A 17,497-nucleotide genomic window follows, 5' to 3' on the forward strand; every position below is an offset into this window, starting at 1 on the left:
ATGAAGGCAGCCTATAGGTTGTTCAACAATCTGCCCAGCGAACTGTCGGACAACTGACGGCGCGGCGGCAATATCCGAGGCATCCCCAGACCATGCCCGAGATTCTGGGTAGCGAAAAGCCACTTCGGACGGACCGAAGTGGCTTTTCGATGCCTCGATTTCCATTAACGGCTTCGCGCTGCCTCAGCAGTTGAGGAGCGGCTCACCCTCCGTGGGGGCGGCGCGCTCAGCGCAGGATCGGCAGCTGCATGGGATAGCGGTACACCACGCCCCGGCCGGCCCTGACCGCGGCCATGATGTGGCACACGAGCAACAGGACCCAGTACGCGGCGATCAGCAGCAGCCCCACGGGCGAGAGGATCACCGTGAACAGCAGGATCCAGCCCACCAGGTTGACGAGCCACATGGTCACGTTGAAGTTGAACGCGCCCGCGGCGGCCGACCGCAGGAACGGGCTCTTGTCCTTGTAGACGAACCACACGATGAGCGGGCCCAGGAAGCCGAGCCAGCCTACGGAGACGATCGCGGCGATCGGGCCCGCGAGGTGGGTCAGCACGGCCACGGTGCGCTCGTCGTCCCGGGGCCCGGAGGAACCCGCGCGGTAGCCGTTGGGACCCTGGGCGTGCGGGCCGCCCTGCGCGTACTGCTGGCCGCGGGGGTCGGGCCCGCCGGGGCCCGTGGGTCCCTGCGAGCGGTAGTCGGGACGCGGTTGCTGCGGTTCGTAGCTCATGTCATCTCCGTGGTGTCCGAGCCGGGAAGGCTCACTGGTCGTGTCCTGGCTCCAGCCTAGGCGGAGGCGCCGTTCGGCACGGAGGGGTTATCCGCAGTCTTGGAGAGGGGTTTCTCACCGGCGGGCACGGGAGACTTCGCACTGTGCTTGGCGGCGCCGTCGGAACCGCGCAGACCCACCCACTTGTCGTAGCCCCAACCGCCCAGCACGCCCACGAGCAGAGCGAGCGCGAGCATGACGAACAGTCCGATGACCCCGGTAGTGAGACCGGCCTCCGGGATCGCGTCGAAGAACAGCGCGGAGCGGATGGACGTGAAGATGTGATGCAAGGGCTCGATCGGGGCGATCGCACGGAAGAATCCGGGAACCGCCTCCAACGGGACCACGGCGCCCGCGGAGGGCAGGCCCATGAAGACGAGGTAGGCCAGGCACAACAACATGCCCACGCTACCGCCCACGGAGATCAGGGCCAGGGCGATGGCCGAGACCGTGGACATCGCGAGCCACCCGAGCAGGAACACGAGCAGCCCGTGAGGAACGGGCATGCCCACGGCGGAGGCCACCCACATCATGAGCGCGGACGCGGGCAGTGCCGCGACCACGAACGTCAGCCACTTCATGAGAAAGCCCACCGGGCGGGGCAGCACGGCGCGTTCGTAGTCCTTGAAGAACGGGCCCATCTCGAAGGGCGCCATACCCATCCGCGCATCCATGAGCAGGTTCAGGGCAACGGACCCGGAGAACCCCACCACGAGCAGGAGGATGGAGTAGTAGAAGGCGCTCATCCCCAGCGCAGTACCCTCCTGGAGGTCGTTGTACGGCTTGGAGACCATGGACACCGGGTCGGCCAGGGTCTTCTTGGCCACGGAACTGACCGTGGGCGAGAGATTCTGGGCGATCTGCTCCGCGGAGCCCTCCTGGGCCTTCTGCACCTGCTGCGCGAACTGCTGGACCTCGGGGCCGCCCTGCGCGGCTTGGCGCTGTAGCTGCTGGGATTGTTGCTGCTGGGACTGCTGCAGTTGCTGCAGCACCTGGTTGTATGCCTGTTCCTCGGCGGGAGCCACAGATTCCGAGAGCTGCTCGCCGAGCTTCTTGCTGGCCTCGCGCACGCCGGGCTCGACCGCCCCCGTGGCCAGTCGGGTGCCCAGGGAACCGGCCTGCGGGTCCGTGTAGACCGTGACCTCGGGGCGCGCGGCGTTATCCCGGGTGAGGGACCCCTCGATGAGACTCACGGTGTCCTCGGAGAAGGACTCGGGCACCACCACGGCGGCGTAGAGCTCACCGCGATCCAACTGTTCCCGTGCCTCGTCGATGCTGAGCTGCCGGAGGTCGATCTTGTCCTCCTCCGCGGCCTTGTCCGCGAACTTCTGGACGAGGTCCTTGCCCAGGTTCTCCTGGCTGGCCTTGCCGTCGGCCTGGGGCACCTCCGCGCCCTTGTCCTGGTTGACCACGGCAATGGGGAACTCCTTGAAGTGCTTGTCCGGGCTGGACAGGCCTCCCAGGTAGAGGGCGGTGCCGATCACGCCCACGGCGATGATCGCGAGCATGGGCAGCAGCCAGAACCCGACCTGGCCGAAAGGCCGTCCGAGTCGGGCCCGGAGGGAGTGGGCGGGAGCGTGTTTGGGTGTCACAGGTTTCTCCTGGCGCGAGGAATGCACGACGTGTCTGGGGGTTCCTGATCACGATACACTGATGTATCGAGATGTGAAGACGAGGCGATGGATACGTGAGCAACCAGACAGACGCACCCGCTGCACCCGCTGCGGACCTCTCGGAGGGCACGCGGCCCGTCACGAATGACCCTGCCACACAGCAGGCCGCGCGGGACAGGCGTTCCCGCAGCGCCACGCGGCTCAAACTGATCCGCAGCGCCCCGGCCGTCTTCGCGCGGCAGGGGATCGACGGCGCCTCGGTGAGCGACCTGTGCGCGGCCGCCGGTTTCACGCGCGGTGCGTTCTACTCCAACTTCGAGTCCAAGCGGGAACTCGCGATCCTCGCGTTCGAGGACCTCGCCACCCAGCTCGTGGACACCCTCGGCACGGAGCTGGACCACTGGCTCGGCTCGGGACTGGACGTAGAGGACGTGGTCACCCGCATCATCGAGGGCGTGACGGGCCAGGTGGCCAACGTGAACCAGCAGGCCCTGCGCGTGGAACTGTCCCTCGCGGCGTTCCGCTTCCCCGAGGTGCGCCAGCAGATGGCACCCATCCGCGCGCGGGTCTACCACGCCATCGAGCAGGCCCTCGTGCGGGTCGCGCAGACCCAGCGCCTGGAGTTCCTGGTCTCCCCCGGGGACGTGGCCCGCATGCTGCTCACCAGCTACTCGGGCCAGCTCGCGGACCACATGGCCATGGGCGGCTCCGGGCACGGCGCGCAGCAGGTGATCCCCACCATGTGGCTCGCGTTCACGCGCCCCGCCTGATCCCCGACCCCCTGCTCCTCGGGGTGCTCGTCCTGTTGGTAGTGTTCCGCAGTTCCGAGCAACTGGCGATCGTCTACGGATTGGCCGTGACGGGCACGTTCCTGCTGACCACCACACCGTTCTTGGTCTACGCGCACCCCAACACGGTCTCCACTCCCCTCGCGCTGAGCGAGAACGCCCAGTTCAACAGGGTCATCCACGAGAAGGTGTTCACCGCGCACGGTTCCCGCCAACGTCCCGCACATGGCACCTCAGGACGCAGTCACGGTGGATCGCACGGGTGCGGAGTCCGATCACATCACCCAGTTGACCCTGCACTACGGGTTCCTGGACGACCCGGACGTCCCCGCCGGCCCGCGGATCGCGCGTGACCAGGGGGTGGACATCGACCCGGACATCGCCCCCGGAAGTCCCGCAGCCGCGGGACGACCGGGGGCGATCGAACGCGAGCCGGACGGGCCGGTCACACCACGAACGGCAACACGAACAACATGGTGAGCGACCAGATCAGGTGGGTCACGATCCCGGGGACCAGGGAGCGCGTGCGCTCGCGCAGGTACCCCACGAACGCGCCGAGTGCGGCGGCGGCGAGCGCAAGCAGGGGGATGCCGGCCAGGGACGTGACCGCGGTGTAGGCGATCGTGGTCACGAGGATCCGGCGGCCCCGCGGGAGCACGCGCCACAGCGCGCCGCGGTAGTAGGTCTCCTCCGCGACGCCGTTGACCGCGGTGGTCAGGGCCACCATGAACAAGCTCCCCACGCGGGCGTGGTTGAGCAGTTCGTGGACGGGCCCGGCCAGGAACGGCACGAACCGCACCATGAAACCGCCCGCGATGAAAAGCGCCGCCAGCAGCAGACCTCCGATCACCGCGTCCCGCAAGCCCTTGGGGGTGACCTTCCAGGGCAGGCGCTCCCCCGTCATCCGCACGGCGATCGAACTGCCCACGATGTATACCCCCGCGAGGATGAAGGTTGCGGGGGTGAACCACGGGTCCCCGGCGGGGATGCGCAGGGACCACGCGAGACCTGCGGCGGCCAGGAGGCCCGTGATGATCACGACCCACACGGTGCGCTTGCGCGTGGCCTGGGTGGTGTCCCCGTAGGGGCTGACCCGGTACTCGCTCACATCATCACTTCCTGCGCCGATTGAGTGCTCGGAGGGTGTTGGTCAGGACGGCGGCGAACGCGGTCCAGCCCGCGTACGGGCTGAGCACAGCGCCCTTCTCGGGGGACACCTTTGCGCTACGGCGCACGAGGTCCGCGCTGCTGAGTGTCAACAGGACAGACTCCACGGAGGACGCGGTGAGCTGCTTGCGGTGGAAGAACAGGATGCTCCACCCGGCGTTGAGCACCAGGTTGGTCCCGAGCGCGGCGATGTAGGCGCGCTTCTCCTTCTCCTGCTTCTTCTCCCCGAGATCCGCGATGGACAGCGCGCCCACCGCGGCGATGTCCGCGTACAGCGCCGTCCACGCCACGGGGAACAGCCAGGCCGGGGGCTGGAACCGGGGCTTGCGCAGTGTGCGGTACCACCGCGAACCGGGGTCGGTCGCCAGGGAACCGGCCACCGCCGTGGCCGCCACGGCCCCCGCGGTGGTCAGGAAGACGCGGCGCCACCGGCCGAGGTCCTCGTTCTTCACGGCGGCGCGCACCGCGTCAGCGAAGGACGTGTGCCCGCCCTCCGGGGCACCGATGTAATCGTCCAGGTCCCGTTCGTGCAGCACGGTGTCGTGCTGGAGGCTACCGATCAGAGGCCGCGCGAGCCGGGAGCTGATGGGGGTCGCCAGCCCGATCCAGTACGCCGCGAGCTCGGCGGTGGTCACGGGCGCGGTGAGCATGAACCGCCCGCCCTTGCCCACAGCCCGGGCGTACTGGTCCAGCATGTCCGCGTACTCGATGGCGTCCGGACCGCCCACGTCGAACGTGCGGTTCACGTCCGACGGCAGGTCCGCCGCCCCCGCGAGGTAGTGCACCACATCCGCCACGGCGATCGGCTGGATCCGGTTGCGCACCCACTGGGGGGCGATTGCACCCGGCAGTCGCTCGGAGAGGTGACGGATCATGATGAAGGACGAGGACTCGTCCCCGATCACCACACCCGTCTGCAGCGCCGCAGTGGGCACCCCGGAGTCCATGAGCGCCTGCCCCACCTCCACGCGCGAACGCAGGTGATCGGACAGTTGCTCGACCGGTTCGTCCGTGGGGTGCAGTCCCCCCAGGTAGACGATCCGCTGCACGTGGGCGTCGTGGGCGGCCCGCGCGAACGTCTCCGCCATCTCCACTTCTTCCTGTACGAAGTTCTCGGAGTCGCCCATGGAGTGCAGCAGGTACCACGCGACGTCCACGTCCTTCAGGGCGCGGGCGACGTCGCTCGCGTCCGAGGCGTCCCCCTCCACCACTTCCGCGCGGCCGGGTTCGGCGCTCTGCCCATCGGGGACGACAGCGTCCCCCCAGGGGAGGCCGCGCACCTTCTCCGCACTGCGGCTGAGCAGGCGCACCCGCCACCCCCGCTGCAACAGTTCCTGGGCCACCTGGCCGCCAATGTATCCCGTGGCTCCCGTGACCAGGGCGAGCCGTGCGGTCTCAGTCATGCGAACTCCCAACCGTGAACGATCCGTGGATGACCGCGGCGGCCACCCCATCCATGTCGATCGTATGCCGAGCATCCGACGCCACTCACGGGCAGGGCTCCGTCACCCGCGGACGTCCACGTCCTCGAAGATCAGGAACGTCTGCGTGTCCACGACCTCCGGCATGGGCTGGATGCGGTCGAAGATCACCTCCCGCAGTTCCGCCGTGCCCCGGGCGCGCACGAGGAGCATGACGTCGAACGCGCCACCCACCAGTGCGATGTGCTGCACCTGGGGGATCTTGCGCAGCTTCACGCACAGGGACGGCCACGTGTTCTGCTTCAACCGCACTGTTACGTATGCCGAGGCCTCAAGCCCCGCCCGCGCGGGATCGATCACCGCGGTGTAGCGCAGCACCACGCCCTGTTCGTGCAGCCTGCGGATGCGCTCGTAGGCGTGCGCGCGGGAGATGTGGACCTTGGCCGCGAGCGCGGTCATCGATTGCCGTGCGTCCGCCGAGAGTTCCTCCAGGATCCGCCGATCCGTGTCGTCCAGTTCGGGGCGCTCCCGCTCCGCCATCCGGCACTCCTTCTCTGTCATCGTGCCCCGCGGTCTCTCGTCATGGGCCTCGCGCGCCATGACCATGGGCCTCACACCCCTTCGCGACGGCCCGCGTGCTCCGGGACGACGACGCCGCGCCGAGCGCCGTCGTCACCGGTCGCGACGCGGTAGACGAAGCAGCATGACGCACGTCACTACCAAGCATATTGTCCATGAGAGCGTCCCAGAATCGCCGTTCGTCCACGAGTTCCCCCCGGTGTGGAGACGAGGCGGCCGAATTTTCCATACTGTGCGGACGATGTGTCCACCCCGCCCTTCGCTGCGCGCTGCCGCGGAACGAGGTGCCGGGCACCACCGAGTTCCACACAGAGAAGAAAGGGACGCACCATGAGCGAGCCCACCCCCGCCGGTGGCGAATCCGCCGCCCAGGAGCACACCCCGCCCGTGAATCCGGCGGTGGAGGCCTCCAAGAACTTCGGGATCACCCCCGAGCAGTACATGCTGCCCGCGAGCAGCGAGATCCGGCTGCTGAACCCCGACGGCAGCGCGGTCCCGGAGTCCGAGCAGGGTCAGGAGCCCGGCCACGAGTACCCCATGCCGGAGAACTCCCGCCTGCTGGACGCCTACGAGAAGCTCGTGGTGGGCCGGCGCATCAACGACCAGAACATGGCGCTCGTGCGACAGGGCCGCATGGCGGTCTACCCGTCCAGCCACGGCCAGGAGGCCTGCCAGGTGGCGGCTGCCCTGTGCCTCGAGGACGACGATTGGCTGTTCCCCACCTACCGTGACTCCGTGGCCGTGATGTCCCGCGGTGTGGATCCACTGGAGGTCATGAGCACCTACCGCGGGGACTGGCACGGCGGCTACGACCCCCGCAAGTACAAGGTCTCCGTCCAGGCCACTCCGCTGACCACGCAGCTGCTGCACGCCGTGGGCGTGGCCCACGCCGCCAAGCTGCGCGGCGAGAACGCGGTGACGTTGGCCATGTGCGGTGACGGGGCGACGTCGGAGGGGGACTTCCACGAGGCCCTGAACTTCGCGGCCGTCTTCCAGCTGCCCGTCCTGTTCCTGGTGCAGAACAACGGGTACGCAATCTCCGTGCCGCTGTCCTCGCAGACGCGCGCGCCGTCCCTGGCCCACAAGGGTGTGGGCTACGGGATGGCCAGTGAGCGCGTGGATGGCAACGACCTCGCGGCACTGCTCTCCGTCCTGGGCCGCGGCGTGGAGCTGTGCCGCCAGGGCGGCGGTCCGCTGCTCGTGGAGGCCATGACCTACCGCATGCAAGCGCACACCAACGCGGACGACGACACCCGTTACCGCGAGCGCGACGAGGTCAGCGAGTGGGTGGCCAAGGACCCGATCACCCGCATGCAGCGCTACCTCTCCGACCAGGGTGCGCTGGACGACGCCGCGTCCCAACGGATCTCGGAGCACGCCGAGGCCATGGCCAAGCGGCTGCGCGAGGCCATGGCCTCCAAGCCGGAACTGGATCCCCAGGACCTGTTCCGCTTCGTCTACCACGAACCCACGACCCAGTTGCGCGAACAAGCCGCTCAGCTGGCCGACGAGCTCTCCCGAGAGGAGGCGTGATGAGCGTTTCGAAAGTCAGTTTCGCCAAGGCGCTGAACACCGCACTCGCGGACGCCATGGAGGCGTCCCGGGAGGTCGTGGTCTTCGGTGAGGACGTGGGGACCCTGGGCGGGGTCTTCCGCATCACGGACGGGTTGACCGCGCGCTTCGGCCGCGAGCGCTGCTTCGACACCCCGCTCGCGGAGTCCGGGATCATCGGCACCGCGGTGGGTATGGCCATGAACGGCATGCGCCCGGTCGCGGAAATGCAGTTCGACGCGTTCGCGTACCCCGCGTTCGAGCAGGTGGCCTCCCACGTGGCCAAGATGCACAACCGGACCCGCGGCAAGCTGTCCATGCCCCTGGTCATCCGCATCCCCTACGGCGGCGGCGTGGGCGGTGTGGAACACCACTGCGACTCCTCCGAGTCCTACTACGCGCACACCCCGGGGCTGAAGGTCTTCACCCCGGCGTCCGTGACGGACGCCTACGTGATGCTGCGTGAGGCGATCGACTCGCCGGACCCCGTGGTGTTCTTCGAGCCCAAGCGGCTGTACTGGTCCACCGCGCAGGTGGACCTCGAGGAGCTGCGCTCGCAGTACGAGAACGGGACGCTGCCGCGCCGGGAGGGCCGCGCCGTCGTCGCCCGCGAAGGCAGTGACGCGACCCTGATCAGCTACGGGCCGTCCGTGCCCGTGTGCCTGGCCGCGGCCGAGGAAGCCGCCCGGGACGGGATGTCCGTGGAGGTCGTGGACCTGGGCTCCGTGGTCCCCTACGACGACGAGACCGTGGCCGCCTCGGTGCGCAAGACCGGGCGCGCCGTGGTCGTGGCCGAGGCCCAGGGCTTCGCGTCCGTGGCCTCGGAGATCGCCGCGCGCACCCAGGAACGCTGCTTCCACTCGCTCGCCGCACCGGTGCTGCGGGTCACGGGATTCGACATCCCCTACCCCTCGCCGTCCTTCGAGCACCACCACATCCCGAGCTCCGAGCGCGTCCTGGATGCCCTGGACGACCTGCAATGGGAGGACTGACCCGTGAGCATCAATGTGTTCAACCTGCCCGACCTGGGCGAAGGGCTCACCGAGGCGGACATCCTCCGCTGGCTCGTGGCCGAGGGTGACACCATCACCATGGACCAGCCGATCGTGGAGGTGGAGACCGCCAAGTCGGCTGTGGAGGTACCCACCCCGTTCGAGGGCGTGGTGCACACGCTCCACGGCGCCGAGGGTGACACGCTGCTGGTGGGCCAACCGCTGATCTCCGTCTCCGACGGCATCGAGGCCCCGGAGTCCGCCGCGGGTTCCGGATCCGACGACGACGCTCCCGAGCCCACCTACGGGGCCGGGTACCGCGAGGAGGAGCTCGCGGGCACCCGCCCGTCGGCCGAGCTCCCCGTGGACGAGGCCGACCCCGAGGCCGGCGAGGACGAGTCCTCCGGCAACGTGTTGATCGGTTACGGGACGTCCGCCGCGGGGTCCTCCCGGCGGCGTCGGCGCAAGCGCGGCGGTCCTGCCGCTCCGGACGGCGCCGCCCCCACGGGTGCGGCCGCCCACACGCACGACGCACTGACCGCGGCACCCCGGATGGCCCCCACGGTCGTCTCGCCACTCGTGCGCAAGCTCGCGCGCGAACACGGCGTGGACATCACCGCGCTCGCGGGCACCGGCCCGGGCGGTCTCATCATGCGCCGCGACGTCCTCGCTGCGCTCGACCAGGTCGAGGACCAGCGTTCCCGGGCCGACGCCGCCGGGCCGGCTCCCACGGGTCTGGCCACGGCCGGTCCCGCGGCCCCGGGACTCACGACCGGTGCACCCGTTCCGCCGCCCCCGGTACCGGGTGGACCGGGGGCTCAGGGTGGACCTGCGGGCCTGGCCGGGGCTCCGAAGCCGCCCGCGGCGCCGTCGTCCTCGCCGGAGCTCGGTGGGACGGGTCAGGACGTGGACCCCCGCACGGGGTTGGGCGTGGCCGTCCGGGAGCCCGTCAAGGGTGTGCGCAAGACCATTGCGGACGCCATGACGCGCTCGCGAGGCGAGATCCCCGAGGCCACCGTGTGGGTGGACGTGGACGCCACCGAGCTGCTGCGCTTGCGCGCCGAGCTCAAGGCCGCGGTCCCGCAGACCACGCCCAGCCTGCTCGCGCTGATCGCGCGGTTCACGTTGGCCGGGCTGCAGCGGTTCCCGCAGTTGAACGCGCGCATGGACACCGCGCCGGACGGATCCCGCACGATCACCCGGTTCCAGGGCATCAACCTGGGGCTCGCCGTGGAGTCCGAGCGCGGGCTCATGGTGCCCAACCTGCGCAACGCGGACCGGCTCAGCGCCGTGGAGCTCACGGTGGCCATGCGGGAGGTCATCGACGTCGCCCGCTCCGGCAAGGCCTCCCCCGCGCAGCTGAGTGGTTCCACGTTCACGCTGAACAACTACGGGGTGTTCGGCACGGACGGGGCCACGCCCATCATCAACCACCCGGAGGTCGCGATCCTGGGGATCGGTCGGATCATCGACAAGCCGTGGGTGGTCAACGGTGAACTCGCGGTGCGCAAGGTCGCGACCCTGTCGATCGCTTTCGACCACCGCGTGTGCGACGGCGGCGCGGCGGGCGGCTTCATCCGCTTCGTGGCCGACTGCATCGAGAACCCCGCGGGGGCGCTGGCGCGGATCTGATGTTCCCTGCGCGGGGTGCCCTACTGCTGGCACCCCGCTCTCCTGACGACGGCGCGTGGACCTCGGTCCGCGCGCCGTCGTCGTGCGTGCGGGACGGTTTGGGCCGCGCCGACCTCAACGGATCAGCTCTCGCTCCGCCCAGCCCGTGAGTCGTTCAGTGAGGGACGCGGGGAGGTCCCCGGCCGTCATGGCGTCCCGCGCCCGCTCGACGGCGATCTCGACCATCCGCGCCACGGCCGCGTCCGCTCCGGAGCGGGACAGCAAATCGCGGGCCTGGGCAACGTCGTCGGGCGAAGCGGTTCGCTGCGCGCAGCGTTCCCGGAGCGCCCGCCACGCGGGGCCGTGCGGGCCGGACTCCACGAGGCACCCCAGTACGGTGCGGCGACCGGAGGTCAGGAACCGGGCAGGGGCGTCGTCGTCCTCCGAGCCCGTGCACGCGCTCAACTCCCCGGCGAGTGCGTGGGCGACGCCGAGCGCGCGGCCGGCCTGCGCGAGGGCCGTGACCTGCGCGGTCGGGGCGCCGCCGAGCACCGCTCCGGCGCGCAGCGGTGCTTCGAAGCACGGGACAGCGCTGCCGATCCGCAGGGCGTCGAGGACCTCCTGGCGGGAGACCGCACCCGCGCGCCGGGCATGTTCAGCGGCCATCCGATCCCCGGCGGCGGCGTGGAACGCGGCGTGGTCCAGGATGTCCAGGAGCTTGAGCAGGCGGGACTCCGGGGCGTGGGACGTCGCGATCATCCGGTAGGCGCCGGACAGCGCGAGGTCGCTCGCGAGGGCTTCGTCGGTCTCCCCGGCGGCATCGGTGTGGGCCGAGCGCGCCATGGTCGCGCCATGGGGCGAGAGGTCACTGGGCGTTGCGCCGCCGGGTGTCGTCTGCACGCCGTCGCGGAGCTCGAGGGACGCGCGGAGCAACTCGAAGGCGGCCGCCACCGCGTTGAGGACCGGGCGGGTGGGCCGGGCCGGATAGGACTCCGCCGCGGCCATCACGAGCCCCTGTTGCAGCCCGTCCCCGGGGCCGGTCACGCGGGCCACGCACTCCCAGACGTGCTCGTAGCCGGGACTCAGTTCGGCGGCCCGGCGACCGGAGTGCTCCAGGAAACCGCACAGTGCCGCAGCCGGGGTGAACTCCTGGGACCTACGCCCGGTTCCGCTGCTGGTGTAGGAGGACGTGGGCGTCATGGCACCATTCCAGCACACGCGTCAATGAGGGCTCAGACCCCTGGCATGAACGCGAGCTTGACGGCGATGAACAGCATGACCAGCCCCACACCCACATCCACGATCCGCCAGGTCAGCGGGGTGTTGAGCACCTGGGACAGGGCGCGCGCACCCCAGCCCAGCGCGGAGAACCAGATCACGGAACCGGTCATGGCACCGGCGGCGAAGATCCAACGGTGGTCACCGTGCTGATTGGCCAGGTTCCCGAGCATGAGCACGGTGTCCAGGTACACGTGGGGGTTCAGCCACGTGAGGGCCAGGGTGGTGAGCACCGCGGTGCGCAGTGAGCCACCGCCCTCCTGAGCCGCCTCGAGGGTCTGGGGTTTCAGCGCCGACTTGAACGAGAGCACGGCGAATCCCACGAGGTAGAGGACCCCGGCCCAGCGGAAGATGTCCAGCAACCAGGGCGCACGTTCGATCAGGAACCCGATGCCGGCGGTTCCCAGGGCGATCAGCACCACGTCCGAGGCGATGCAGATCGCCACCACGACGCCCAGGTGTTGGCGGCGGATGCCCTGTCGCAGTACGAAGGCGTTCTGGGCCCCGATGGCCACGATGAGGGCCAGGCCTGTGAGGACACCGGGCAGGAAAGCTGTAGTCACCCGAACAAGTTACCGCCCACGTGAGCTTGCTGACATTCGGTTTACGGTGCCACGGCACAGCACGTATAGTTTCTGAAGAAATTATTGCGGACGCCCGATGAACCGGGTGTCCGACGCCGTAGAAAGGACGTGCCATGACCGTCATGACCGCTGAACATTTGGCCCTCGCGATCACCGAGGAGGATGCCGACCGTCTGTTTTTCGACGCCCGCACCGCAAACCACTTCACGGACGAGCCCGTGACCGAGGACGAGAAGCGCGCCATCTACGAGATCACCAAGATGGGCCCCACCGCGTTCAACTCCCAGCCCCTGCGCATCACGTGGCTGGAGACCCCCGAGGCCCGCGAGCGCCTGGTCCAGCACATGAGCGGCAGCAACCAGGAGAAGACCCGCAAGGCCCCGCTGACCGCGATCCTGGCCTACGACGAGAACTGGCACACCCGCTTCCCCGAGTTCCTCCCCGCCGCCCCGCAGCTGCAGGGCATGTACGACGACAACGATGATCTGCGCCTGACCAGCGGCAAGGCCAACTCCCACATCCAGGTGGGCTACTTCATCGTGGCCGCGCGCGCCGCGGGTCTGGCCGCCGGGCCCATGACCGGTTTCGACGCCGAGGCCGTGGACCGGGAGTTCTTCGCCGGGACGGGCAAGCGCTCGATCGTGGTCGTGAACCTGGGGCACCCCGTGGCCCCCGCCTACGAGCGCGGCCCCCGCTTCCTCGAGGACGACGTCACCGAGACCCTCTGACCCGGGTCAGTCCCCGCTCGACTCCTGGGCCCGCGCGAGCTTGGCCAACACCGGCAGCGCGGCGTCCAGGAGGTCGAGTTCCTCGGCACTCAATTCGTACAGCACATCCGCGACCCGTTCACTGCGGTGCTGATCCTCACGCGCGAGCACCTCTTCCCCCTGCGGGGTCAGCGACACCAGGACGGCCCGCGCATCGGTGGGGTCCGGATCGCGTTGCACGAGTCCGGCCTTGCTCAGCCGGTCCACGCTCTGCGTGGCCGTGGGGGTGCGCACCCCGAGGTTCGAGGCGATGCTCGTCATGCGGGCACCGCCCGGTTTGAGCATGGTCAACAAGCTGATCTGCTGACTCGTGAGCTCCCGCGCCCCCTCCATGCTGCGTAGGAAGTACACCCCTTGGCGCAGCACCGCACGCAGTCGCGCGGCGCTGCGCAGCATGCGGGCTCGGCGGTCGTCGGCGGCCGGAGCGTGCGAGGAGTCCATGACTCACAATCCTAAGCATGCGCGGTACGGCCTCCTCCCGCGTGAACCCCGCGGAGCGCGCCCGTGTGCTTGAATCGTGGCCCACGGTTCCGGCCCCGGGAGGCAGCGGCATGCAGGAGATCCTTTCGGCCCTCGACAGGCTGCTCCCGCGCGCGAGCGAGCACGCGGCGGCTGCGGTGCACGGTAGTGGTCGGTACTGGTCCGGGCCGTTGGACGTCCAGCGGCTGGCGGTTTCGGGGGTGGGGCTGGCAGTGGCGGGCGCCCAGCAGCTCGCCCGCACCATGGGCCATCGGGACAGCGTCATCACGGCGCGGCTGCCGGAGGTCATCGCGGCGTTCGGCTCGGTCTCCCACCTCCGCCTCGGCGGGCAGTCCCTGCCCGGCTTCGCCCCGTGTTCCGGTTTCTTCCCCGTGTCGGACGGCTGGCTGCGCACGCACGCCAATTACCCGCACCACCGCGAGCGTTTGTTCCGCGCCCTGGACATCACGCACGACGACGCCCTCGCACCCGCCCTCGCCCAGCTCACCGGGGAGCAGGCCGAGTCCCGGATCGTCGCCGAAAGCGGCATTGCCGCTCGCGTGGCCACGGAGCAGGAATGGCGCGCAGATGCGGCGTCCGAGCCGGGGCCGTGGCTCGAGCTCACCCCGGCGGACATCCCCGTCCGACTGTTCGACCGTGCCGGTTCCGGCGCGTCGACCCGTTCGTCCGATTCCGCAGGCTGTCCGTCCGGTTCCGCGAAGGGCCCGTTCGCGGCAGCGCGGGGGACGGCGTCGCTCACTCCCCTGGCGGGCGTACGCGTGGTCTCCCTGACCCGGGTGATCGCGGGCCCCACGGCCACCAAGTTCCTGGCGGCCCTGGGCGCGGACGTGCTGCGCATCGACCCGCCCGCCCTGCCCGAACTGCTCGGCCAGCACCTGGACACCGATTCGGGGGTGCGCTGCGTGTCGTGGGATCTGGCGAATCCCGCGCGGGCGGAGGATCTGGCCGACGCCCTGGACGCCGCGGACGTCCTGCTCACGGGGTACCGGCCCGGCTCCCTGACCGATCTCGGTCTCGCCGCCGCGAGCATCCGCGACCGCTTCCCCCACCTGGTCCACGTGGAACTCAGCGCGTGGGAGCCTTCCGGCCCCCGGGGCGGGCAGCGTGGATTCGACAGCATCGTCCAGGCCGCCACGGGGATCGCCCATCACTACGGTGCGCGGGACGAGCACGGGAGGTGGCGCCCCGGGGCCCTACCGGTCCAGGCCCTGGACCACACCGCGGGCTACGGCATGGCCGCCGCGGCCTGCGCGCTGCTCGCCACGGGGACCGCGGGCCACGCACGGGTGTCCCTCGAACGCACCGCGCGGGCCCTGTTGGATGCGCGCACTCTCCGGACGGCGCAGGACGCCCATCTCTCCCCCGCGACCCTGACCGCGCCCACCGACCACGGGATGCTCGAGTACGTCCCGTCGCCGGTCCGCGTCGACGGCGCTCGGCCTCCGGCGCAAGCACCGCAGTGCGAGCACGACGGCGTCAGAGGTCCCGCAGCACCTGCGCGAACCGCTTGACGCCCTCCCGGATCCGCGCGGGAGCAACACCGGAGAACGCGAGCCGCACCGCGTCCGAGTCCCGGCCGTCCATGTAACACGCCGAGCCCGGTACCAGCACCACCCCATGGGCGATCGCCTCCGCGAGGACGTCCTTGCCCACCAACTCGTCCGCCGTGACCCACGTGAAGAACCCGCCCGTGGGCGTGGTCCACCGCACGGAGGACGGCATGAACTCGGTCAACGCCGCGTCCATGGCTTCCCAGCGCTCGCGATACAGCGTCACAGCGTTGTCGAGCGTGGGCTCCCAGTGCTCGGAACCCACCCACGCCGTGACGAGGGACTGTGCCAGGTTGGACGGGTGGATCACCACGGACTCCGCGGCGATCTGCAACCGGCCCCTGACCTCCGGGGGAGCCGCGATCCAGCCGATCCGCAGCCCCGGAGCGAAGATCTTGGAGAAGCTGCCCAGGTGGATCACGTGCTCCGGGTCCATCCCGTGCATCGAGGCCAGGGGCTGCGCGCGGTCGAAGGACAGCAGCGCGTAGGGATCGTCCTCGATGATCATCACGTCCCGCTCGGCGCACACCCGCACCAGTTCGCGCCGCCGCTCCACCGGCATGGTCACGCCCGTGGGGTTCTGAAAACTGGGGATCACGTACACGAACGGGACGCGCTCACCCTGCGCCGCGGCGTCGTCCAACGCGTCGGCGACGGCGCTCGGGTCCATGCCGTGCTCGTCCACCGGGACGTGACGCACGTCCACCTCGTACGCGCCGAACACGCCCAGCGCACCCACGTAGGTGGGGCCCTCGGCCAGGATCACGTCCCCGGGGTCGCAGAACAGCTTGGTCACGAGGTCCAGCCCGGCCTGGGACCCGGTGGTCGGCAGGACGTCCGCCTCCGTGACCGTGGACCCGCCCCGCGCCATGAGCCGCACGCTCAGTTCGCGCAGGCCCGCGGTCCCCGCGCCGGAACCGTACTGCAGGATCTCACCGGCGCGCTCACGGATCAGCTGCGCGGCCAGATCCCCCACGGTCCCGCCCGGCAGCACGGACAGATCCGGGTTGCCCCCGGCCAGGGACACCACCGAGGGGTCCATGGCCGTCTCGAACACCGCGCGCACCGGGGAGGGCCGGAACTCCCCCGCGCGGGACGCGAACGCGCTCATCACTGGCCCCCGTAACGGGCACCCGAAATGCCATAGGCGGGGCCGTCCGCGGACGCGCCGGCGCCCAGGCTGATGAGCGAGATCAGCTCGTAGACGACGTGGGCCGCGGCGATCCCGGTCAGTTCGGCGTGGTCGTAGGCGGGGGCGACCTCCACGACGTCGCACGCGACGACGTCCAGCCCGCGCAGACCGCGCAGGATCTCGAGGACCTCGCGGCTCGTGATGCCACCGGCCTCGGGCGTGCCGGTGCCGGGTGCGTGGGCGGGGTCCAGGACGTCGATGTCCAGGGAGACGTACAGCGGGCGGTCCCCCACGCGCTCGCGCAGAGCCGCGACCACGGCGTCCACGCCGGAGCGCATGACGTCCGCGGAGGAGACGATCTCGAAACCGAAGCGGGCGTCGTCGTCCAGGTCCTGGGTGCCGTAGAGGGGCCCGCGGGTGCCCACGTGCATCACGGCGTCCGTGTCGATGATGCCTTCCTCGAACGCCCGGCGGAACGGGGTGCCGTGGGTGTACTCGGCACCGAAGTAGGTGTCCCACGTGTCCAGGTGGGCGTCGAAGTGCAACAGCGCGATCGTGCCGTGCCGTGAGTGGGCGGCGCGCATGAGCGGCAACGCGATCGTGTGGTCCCCGCCGATCGCCACGACCTTGGTGGACTCTCCCATGAGCTCCTTGGCGGCGGTCTCGATGGACGCGATGGCCTCGGGGATGTCGAACGGGTTGCCCACGATGTCCCCGGCGTCCGCGACCTGCAGGTGGGCGAACGGCGAGTGGTTCTGCGCGGGGTTGTAGGGGCGCAGCAACCGGGAGGACTCGCGCACGTGATTCGGACCGAAGCGCGCACCGGAACGGTAGGAGACGCCCGAGTCGAACGGCACGCCCACCACGGCGATGTCCGTGTGCTCCACCTGATCCGTGCGGGGCAACCGCGCGAACGTGGCCGGCCCGGCCCACCGCGGTGTCAGGGCGGCGTTGACGGGGCCCACCCGTTGCTCACCCGCTGCATTGGTTTCGACGACGCGTTCCGGTTCCACTGCTGAACTCCTTACCTCCCGGGGATCGCCCGGGGACGTGCACCGCGATTCTCGGGGCGTGGTTCCCACGAACACGGCACCCGCGGCGGCGTGAACCGCCACCGCGGTGATACTTTTTGTGACCTGGTGCATAAAACCCTAGTGCCAACCACCCCGCCCACGAGCGCATCCGCTCGCGCGCGCGGACACCCCGAGTTCTGTC

General features: G+C 70.1%; 17 protein-coding genes. 7 read left to right on the top strand and 10 right to left on the bottom strand.

What is annotated here, in order from left to right; translation table 11 throughout:
- Nucleotides 1–226 precede the first annotated feature (226 nt).
- A complete protein-coding gene (locus ACW9PK_RS04465) occupies nt 227–730 on the bottom strand; it encodes a DUF4870 domain-containing protein (protein WP_085108480.1) in 504 nt (167 codons plus the stop codon).
- A gap of 56 nt (nt 731–786) precedes the next feature.
- On the bottom strand, nt 787–2,361 hold the full coding sequence (locus tag ACW9PK_RS04470) for a YhgE/Pip domain-containing protein (protein WP_368844938.1): 1,575 nt from the start codon (nt 2,359–2,361) through the stop codon (nt 787–789).
- 95 nt (nt 2,362–2,456) lie between these two features.
- Between ACW9PK_RS04470 and ACW9PK_RS04475 the strand changes: the two genes are divergently transcribed.
- Together ACW9PK_RS04475 and ACW9PK_RS04480 are read left to right on the top strand one after the other, a co-directional pair.
- Complete coding sequence (locus ACW9PK_RS04475) at nt 2,457–3,152, top strand: TetR/AcrR family transcriptional regulator (protein ID WP_144999211.1); 696 nt, start codon at nt 2,457–2,459, stop codon at nt 3,150–3,152.
- A 243-nt stretch (nt 3,153–3,395) separates the two neighbouring features.
- Nucleotides 3,396–3,650 carry a hypothetical protein gene (locus ACW9PK_RS04480; RefSeq protein WP_240919151.1) on the top strand — a complete coding sequence of 85 codons (255 nt, stop codon included), beginning with the start codon at nt 3,396–3,398 and terminating at the stop codon, nt 3,648–3,650.
- On the opposite strand, the gene ACW9PK_RS04485 is transcribed toward ACW9PK_RS04480, so the two are convergent.
- From ACW9PK_RS04485 to ACW9PK_RS04495, 3 genes are all read right to left on the bottom strand, one after another.
- On the bottom strand, nt 3,616–4,278 hold the full coding sequence (locus ACW9PK_RS04485; RefSeq protein WP_457016727.1) for a CPBP family intramembrane glutamic endopeptidase: 663 nt from the start codon (nt 4,276–4,278) through the stop codon (nt 3,616–3,618). The genes ACW9PK_RS04480 and ACW9PK_RS04485 overlap by 35 nt on opposite strands.
- Nucleotides 4,279–4,282: 4 nt before the next feature.
- Nucleotides 4,283–5,740, bottom strand: a complete 1,458-nt coding sequence (locus ACW9PK_RS04490) for a tryptophan-rich sensory protein (RefSeq protein WP_457016729.1) — start codon at nt 5,738–5,740, stop codon at nt 4,283–4,285.
- A 102-nt stretch (nt 5,741–5,842) separates the two neighbouring features.
- Entirely contained in the window at nt 5,843–6,298 is a 456-nt protein-coding gene (locus tag ACW9PK_RS04495) for an Lrp/AsnC family transcriptional regulator (RefSeq protein ID WP_457016731.1), read from the bottom strand.
- 369 nt (nt 6,299–6,667) lie between these two features.
- Between ACW9PK_RS04495 and ACW9PK_RS04500 the strand changes: the two genes are divergently transcribed.
- From ACW9PK_RS04500 to ACW9PK_RS04510, 3 genes are read left to right on the top strand one after another with little or no spacing between them, the layout of a single operon-like run.
- A complete protein-coding gene (locus ACW9PK_RS04500) occupies nt 6,668–7,870 on the top strand; it encodes a thiamine pyrophosphate-dependent dehydrogenase E1 component subunit alpha (RefSeq protein WP_457016733.1) in 1,203 nt (400 codons plus the stop codon).
- Nucleotides 7,870–8,880: an alpha-ketoacid dehydrogenase subunit beta gene (locus ACW9PK_RS04505; protein ID WP_457016735.1), complete on the top strand. Its 1,011-nt coding sequence runs from the start codon at nt 7,870–7,872 to the stop codon at nt 8,878–8,880. Before ACW9PK_RS04500 ends, ACW9PK_RS04505 begins: the two co-directional genes overlap by 1 nt.
- A 3-nt stretch (nt 8,881–8,883) precedes the next feature.
- Complete coding sequence (locus ACW9PK_RS04510; RefSeq protein ID WP_457016737.1) at nt 8,884–10,512, top strand: dihydrolipoamide acetyltransferase family protein; 1,629 nt, start codon at nt 8,884–8,886, stop codon at nt 10,510–10,512.
- Between the two features lie 114 nt (nt 10,513–10,626).
- Here ACW9PK_RS04510 and ACW9PK_RS04515 read toward each other — a convergent pair whose 3' ends face one another.
- Nucleotides 10,627–11,691 carry a hypothetical protein gene (locus tag ACW9PK_RS04515; protein WP_457016739.1) on the bottom strand — a complete coding sequence of 355 codons (1,065 nt, stop codon included), beginning with the start codon at nt 11,689–11,691 and terminating at the stop codon, nt 10,627–10,629.
- 32 nt (nt 11,692–11,723) lie between these two features.
- Nucleotides 11,724–12,332 carry a LysE/ArgO family amino acid transporter gene (locus ACW9PK_RS04520; protein WP_193520091.1) on the bottom strand — a complete coding sequence of 203 codons (609 nt, stop codon included), beginning with the start codon at nt 12,330–12,332 and terminating at the stop codon, nt 11,724–11,726.
- 134 nt (nt 12,333–12,466) lie between these two features.
- On the opposite strand from ACW9PK_RS04520, the gene ACW9PK_RS04525 reads away from it, so the two are divergent.
- A complete protein-coding gene (locus ACW9PK_RS04525) occupies nt 12,467–13,081 on the top strand; it encodes a malonic semialdehyde reductase (RefSeq protein ID WP_193520092.1) in 615 nt (204 codons plus the stop codon).
- A 6-nt stretch (nt 13,082–13,087) separates the two neighbouring features.
- Here ACW9PK_RS04525 and ACW9PK_RS04530 read toward each other — a convergent pair whose 3' ends face one another.
- Entirely contained in the window at nt 13,088–13,561 is a 474-nt protein-coding gene (locus ACW9PK_RS04530) for a MarR family winged helix-turn-helix transcriptional regulator (RefSeq protein ID WP_085108500.1), read from the bottom strand.
- Nucleotides 13,562–13,578: 17 nt separating this feature from the next.
- On the opposite strand from ACW9PK_RS04530, the gene ACW9PK_RS04535 reads away from it, so the two are divergent.
- Nucleotides 13,579–15,111, top strand: a complete 1,533-nt coding sequence (locus ACW9PK_RS04535) for a CoA transferase (RefSeq protein ID WP_457016742.1) — start codon at nt 13,579–13,581, stop codon at nt 15,109–15,111.
- On the opposite strand, the gene ACW9PK_RS04540 is transcribed toward ACW9PK_RS04535, so the two are convergent.
- Nucleotides 15,077–16,261 carry an aminotransferase-like domain-containing protein gene (locus ACW9PK_RS04540; protein ID WP_085108594.1) on the bottom strand — a complete coding sequence of 395 codons (1,185 nt, stop codon included), beginning with the start codon at nt 16,259–16,261 and terminating at the stop codon, nt 15,077–15,079. The two genes, ACW9PK_RS04535 and ACW9PK_RS04540, sit on opposite strands and share 35 nt — an antisense overlap.
- Complete coding sequence (gene speB / locus ACW9PK_RS04545) at nt 16,261–17,295, bottom strand: agmatinase (protein ID WP_457016745.1); 1,035 nt, start codon at nt 17,293–17,295, stop codon at nt 16,261–16,263. The genes ACW9PK_RS04540 and speB overlap by 1 nt, the downstream gene beginning before the upstream one ends.
- Nucleotides 17,296–17,497: the final 202 nt, after the last annotated feature.

The sequence above is a fragment of the Kocuria sp. MNB10 genome (assembly GCF_054073685.1).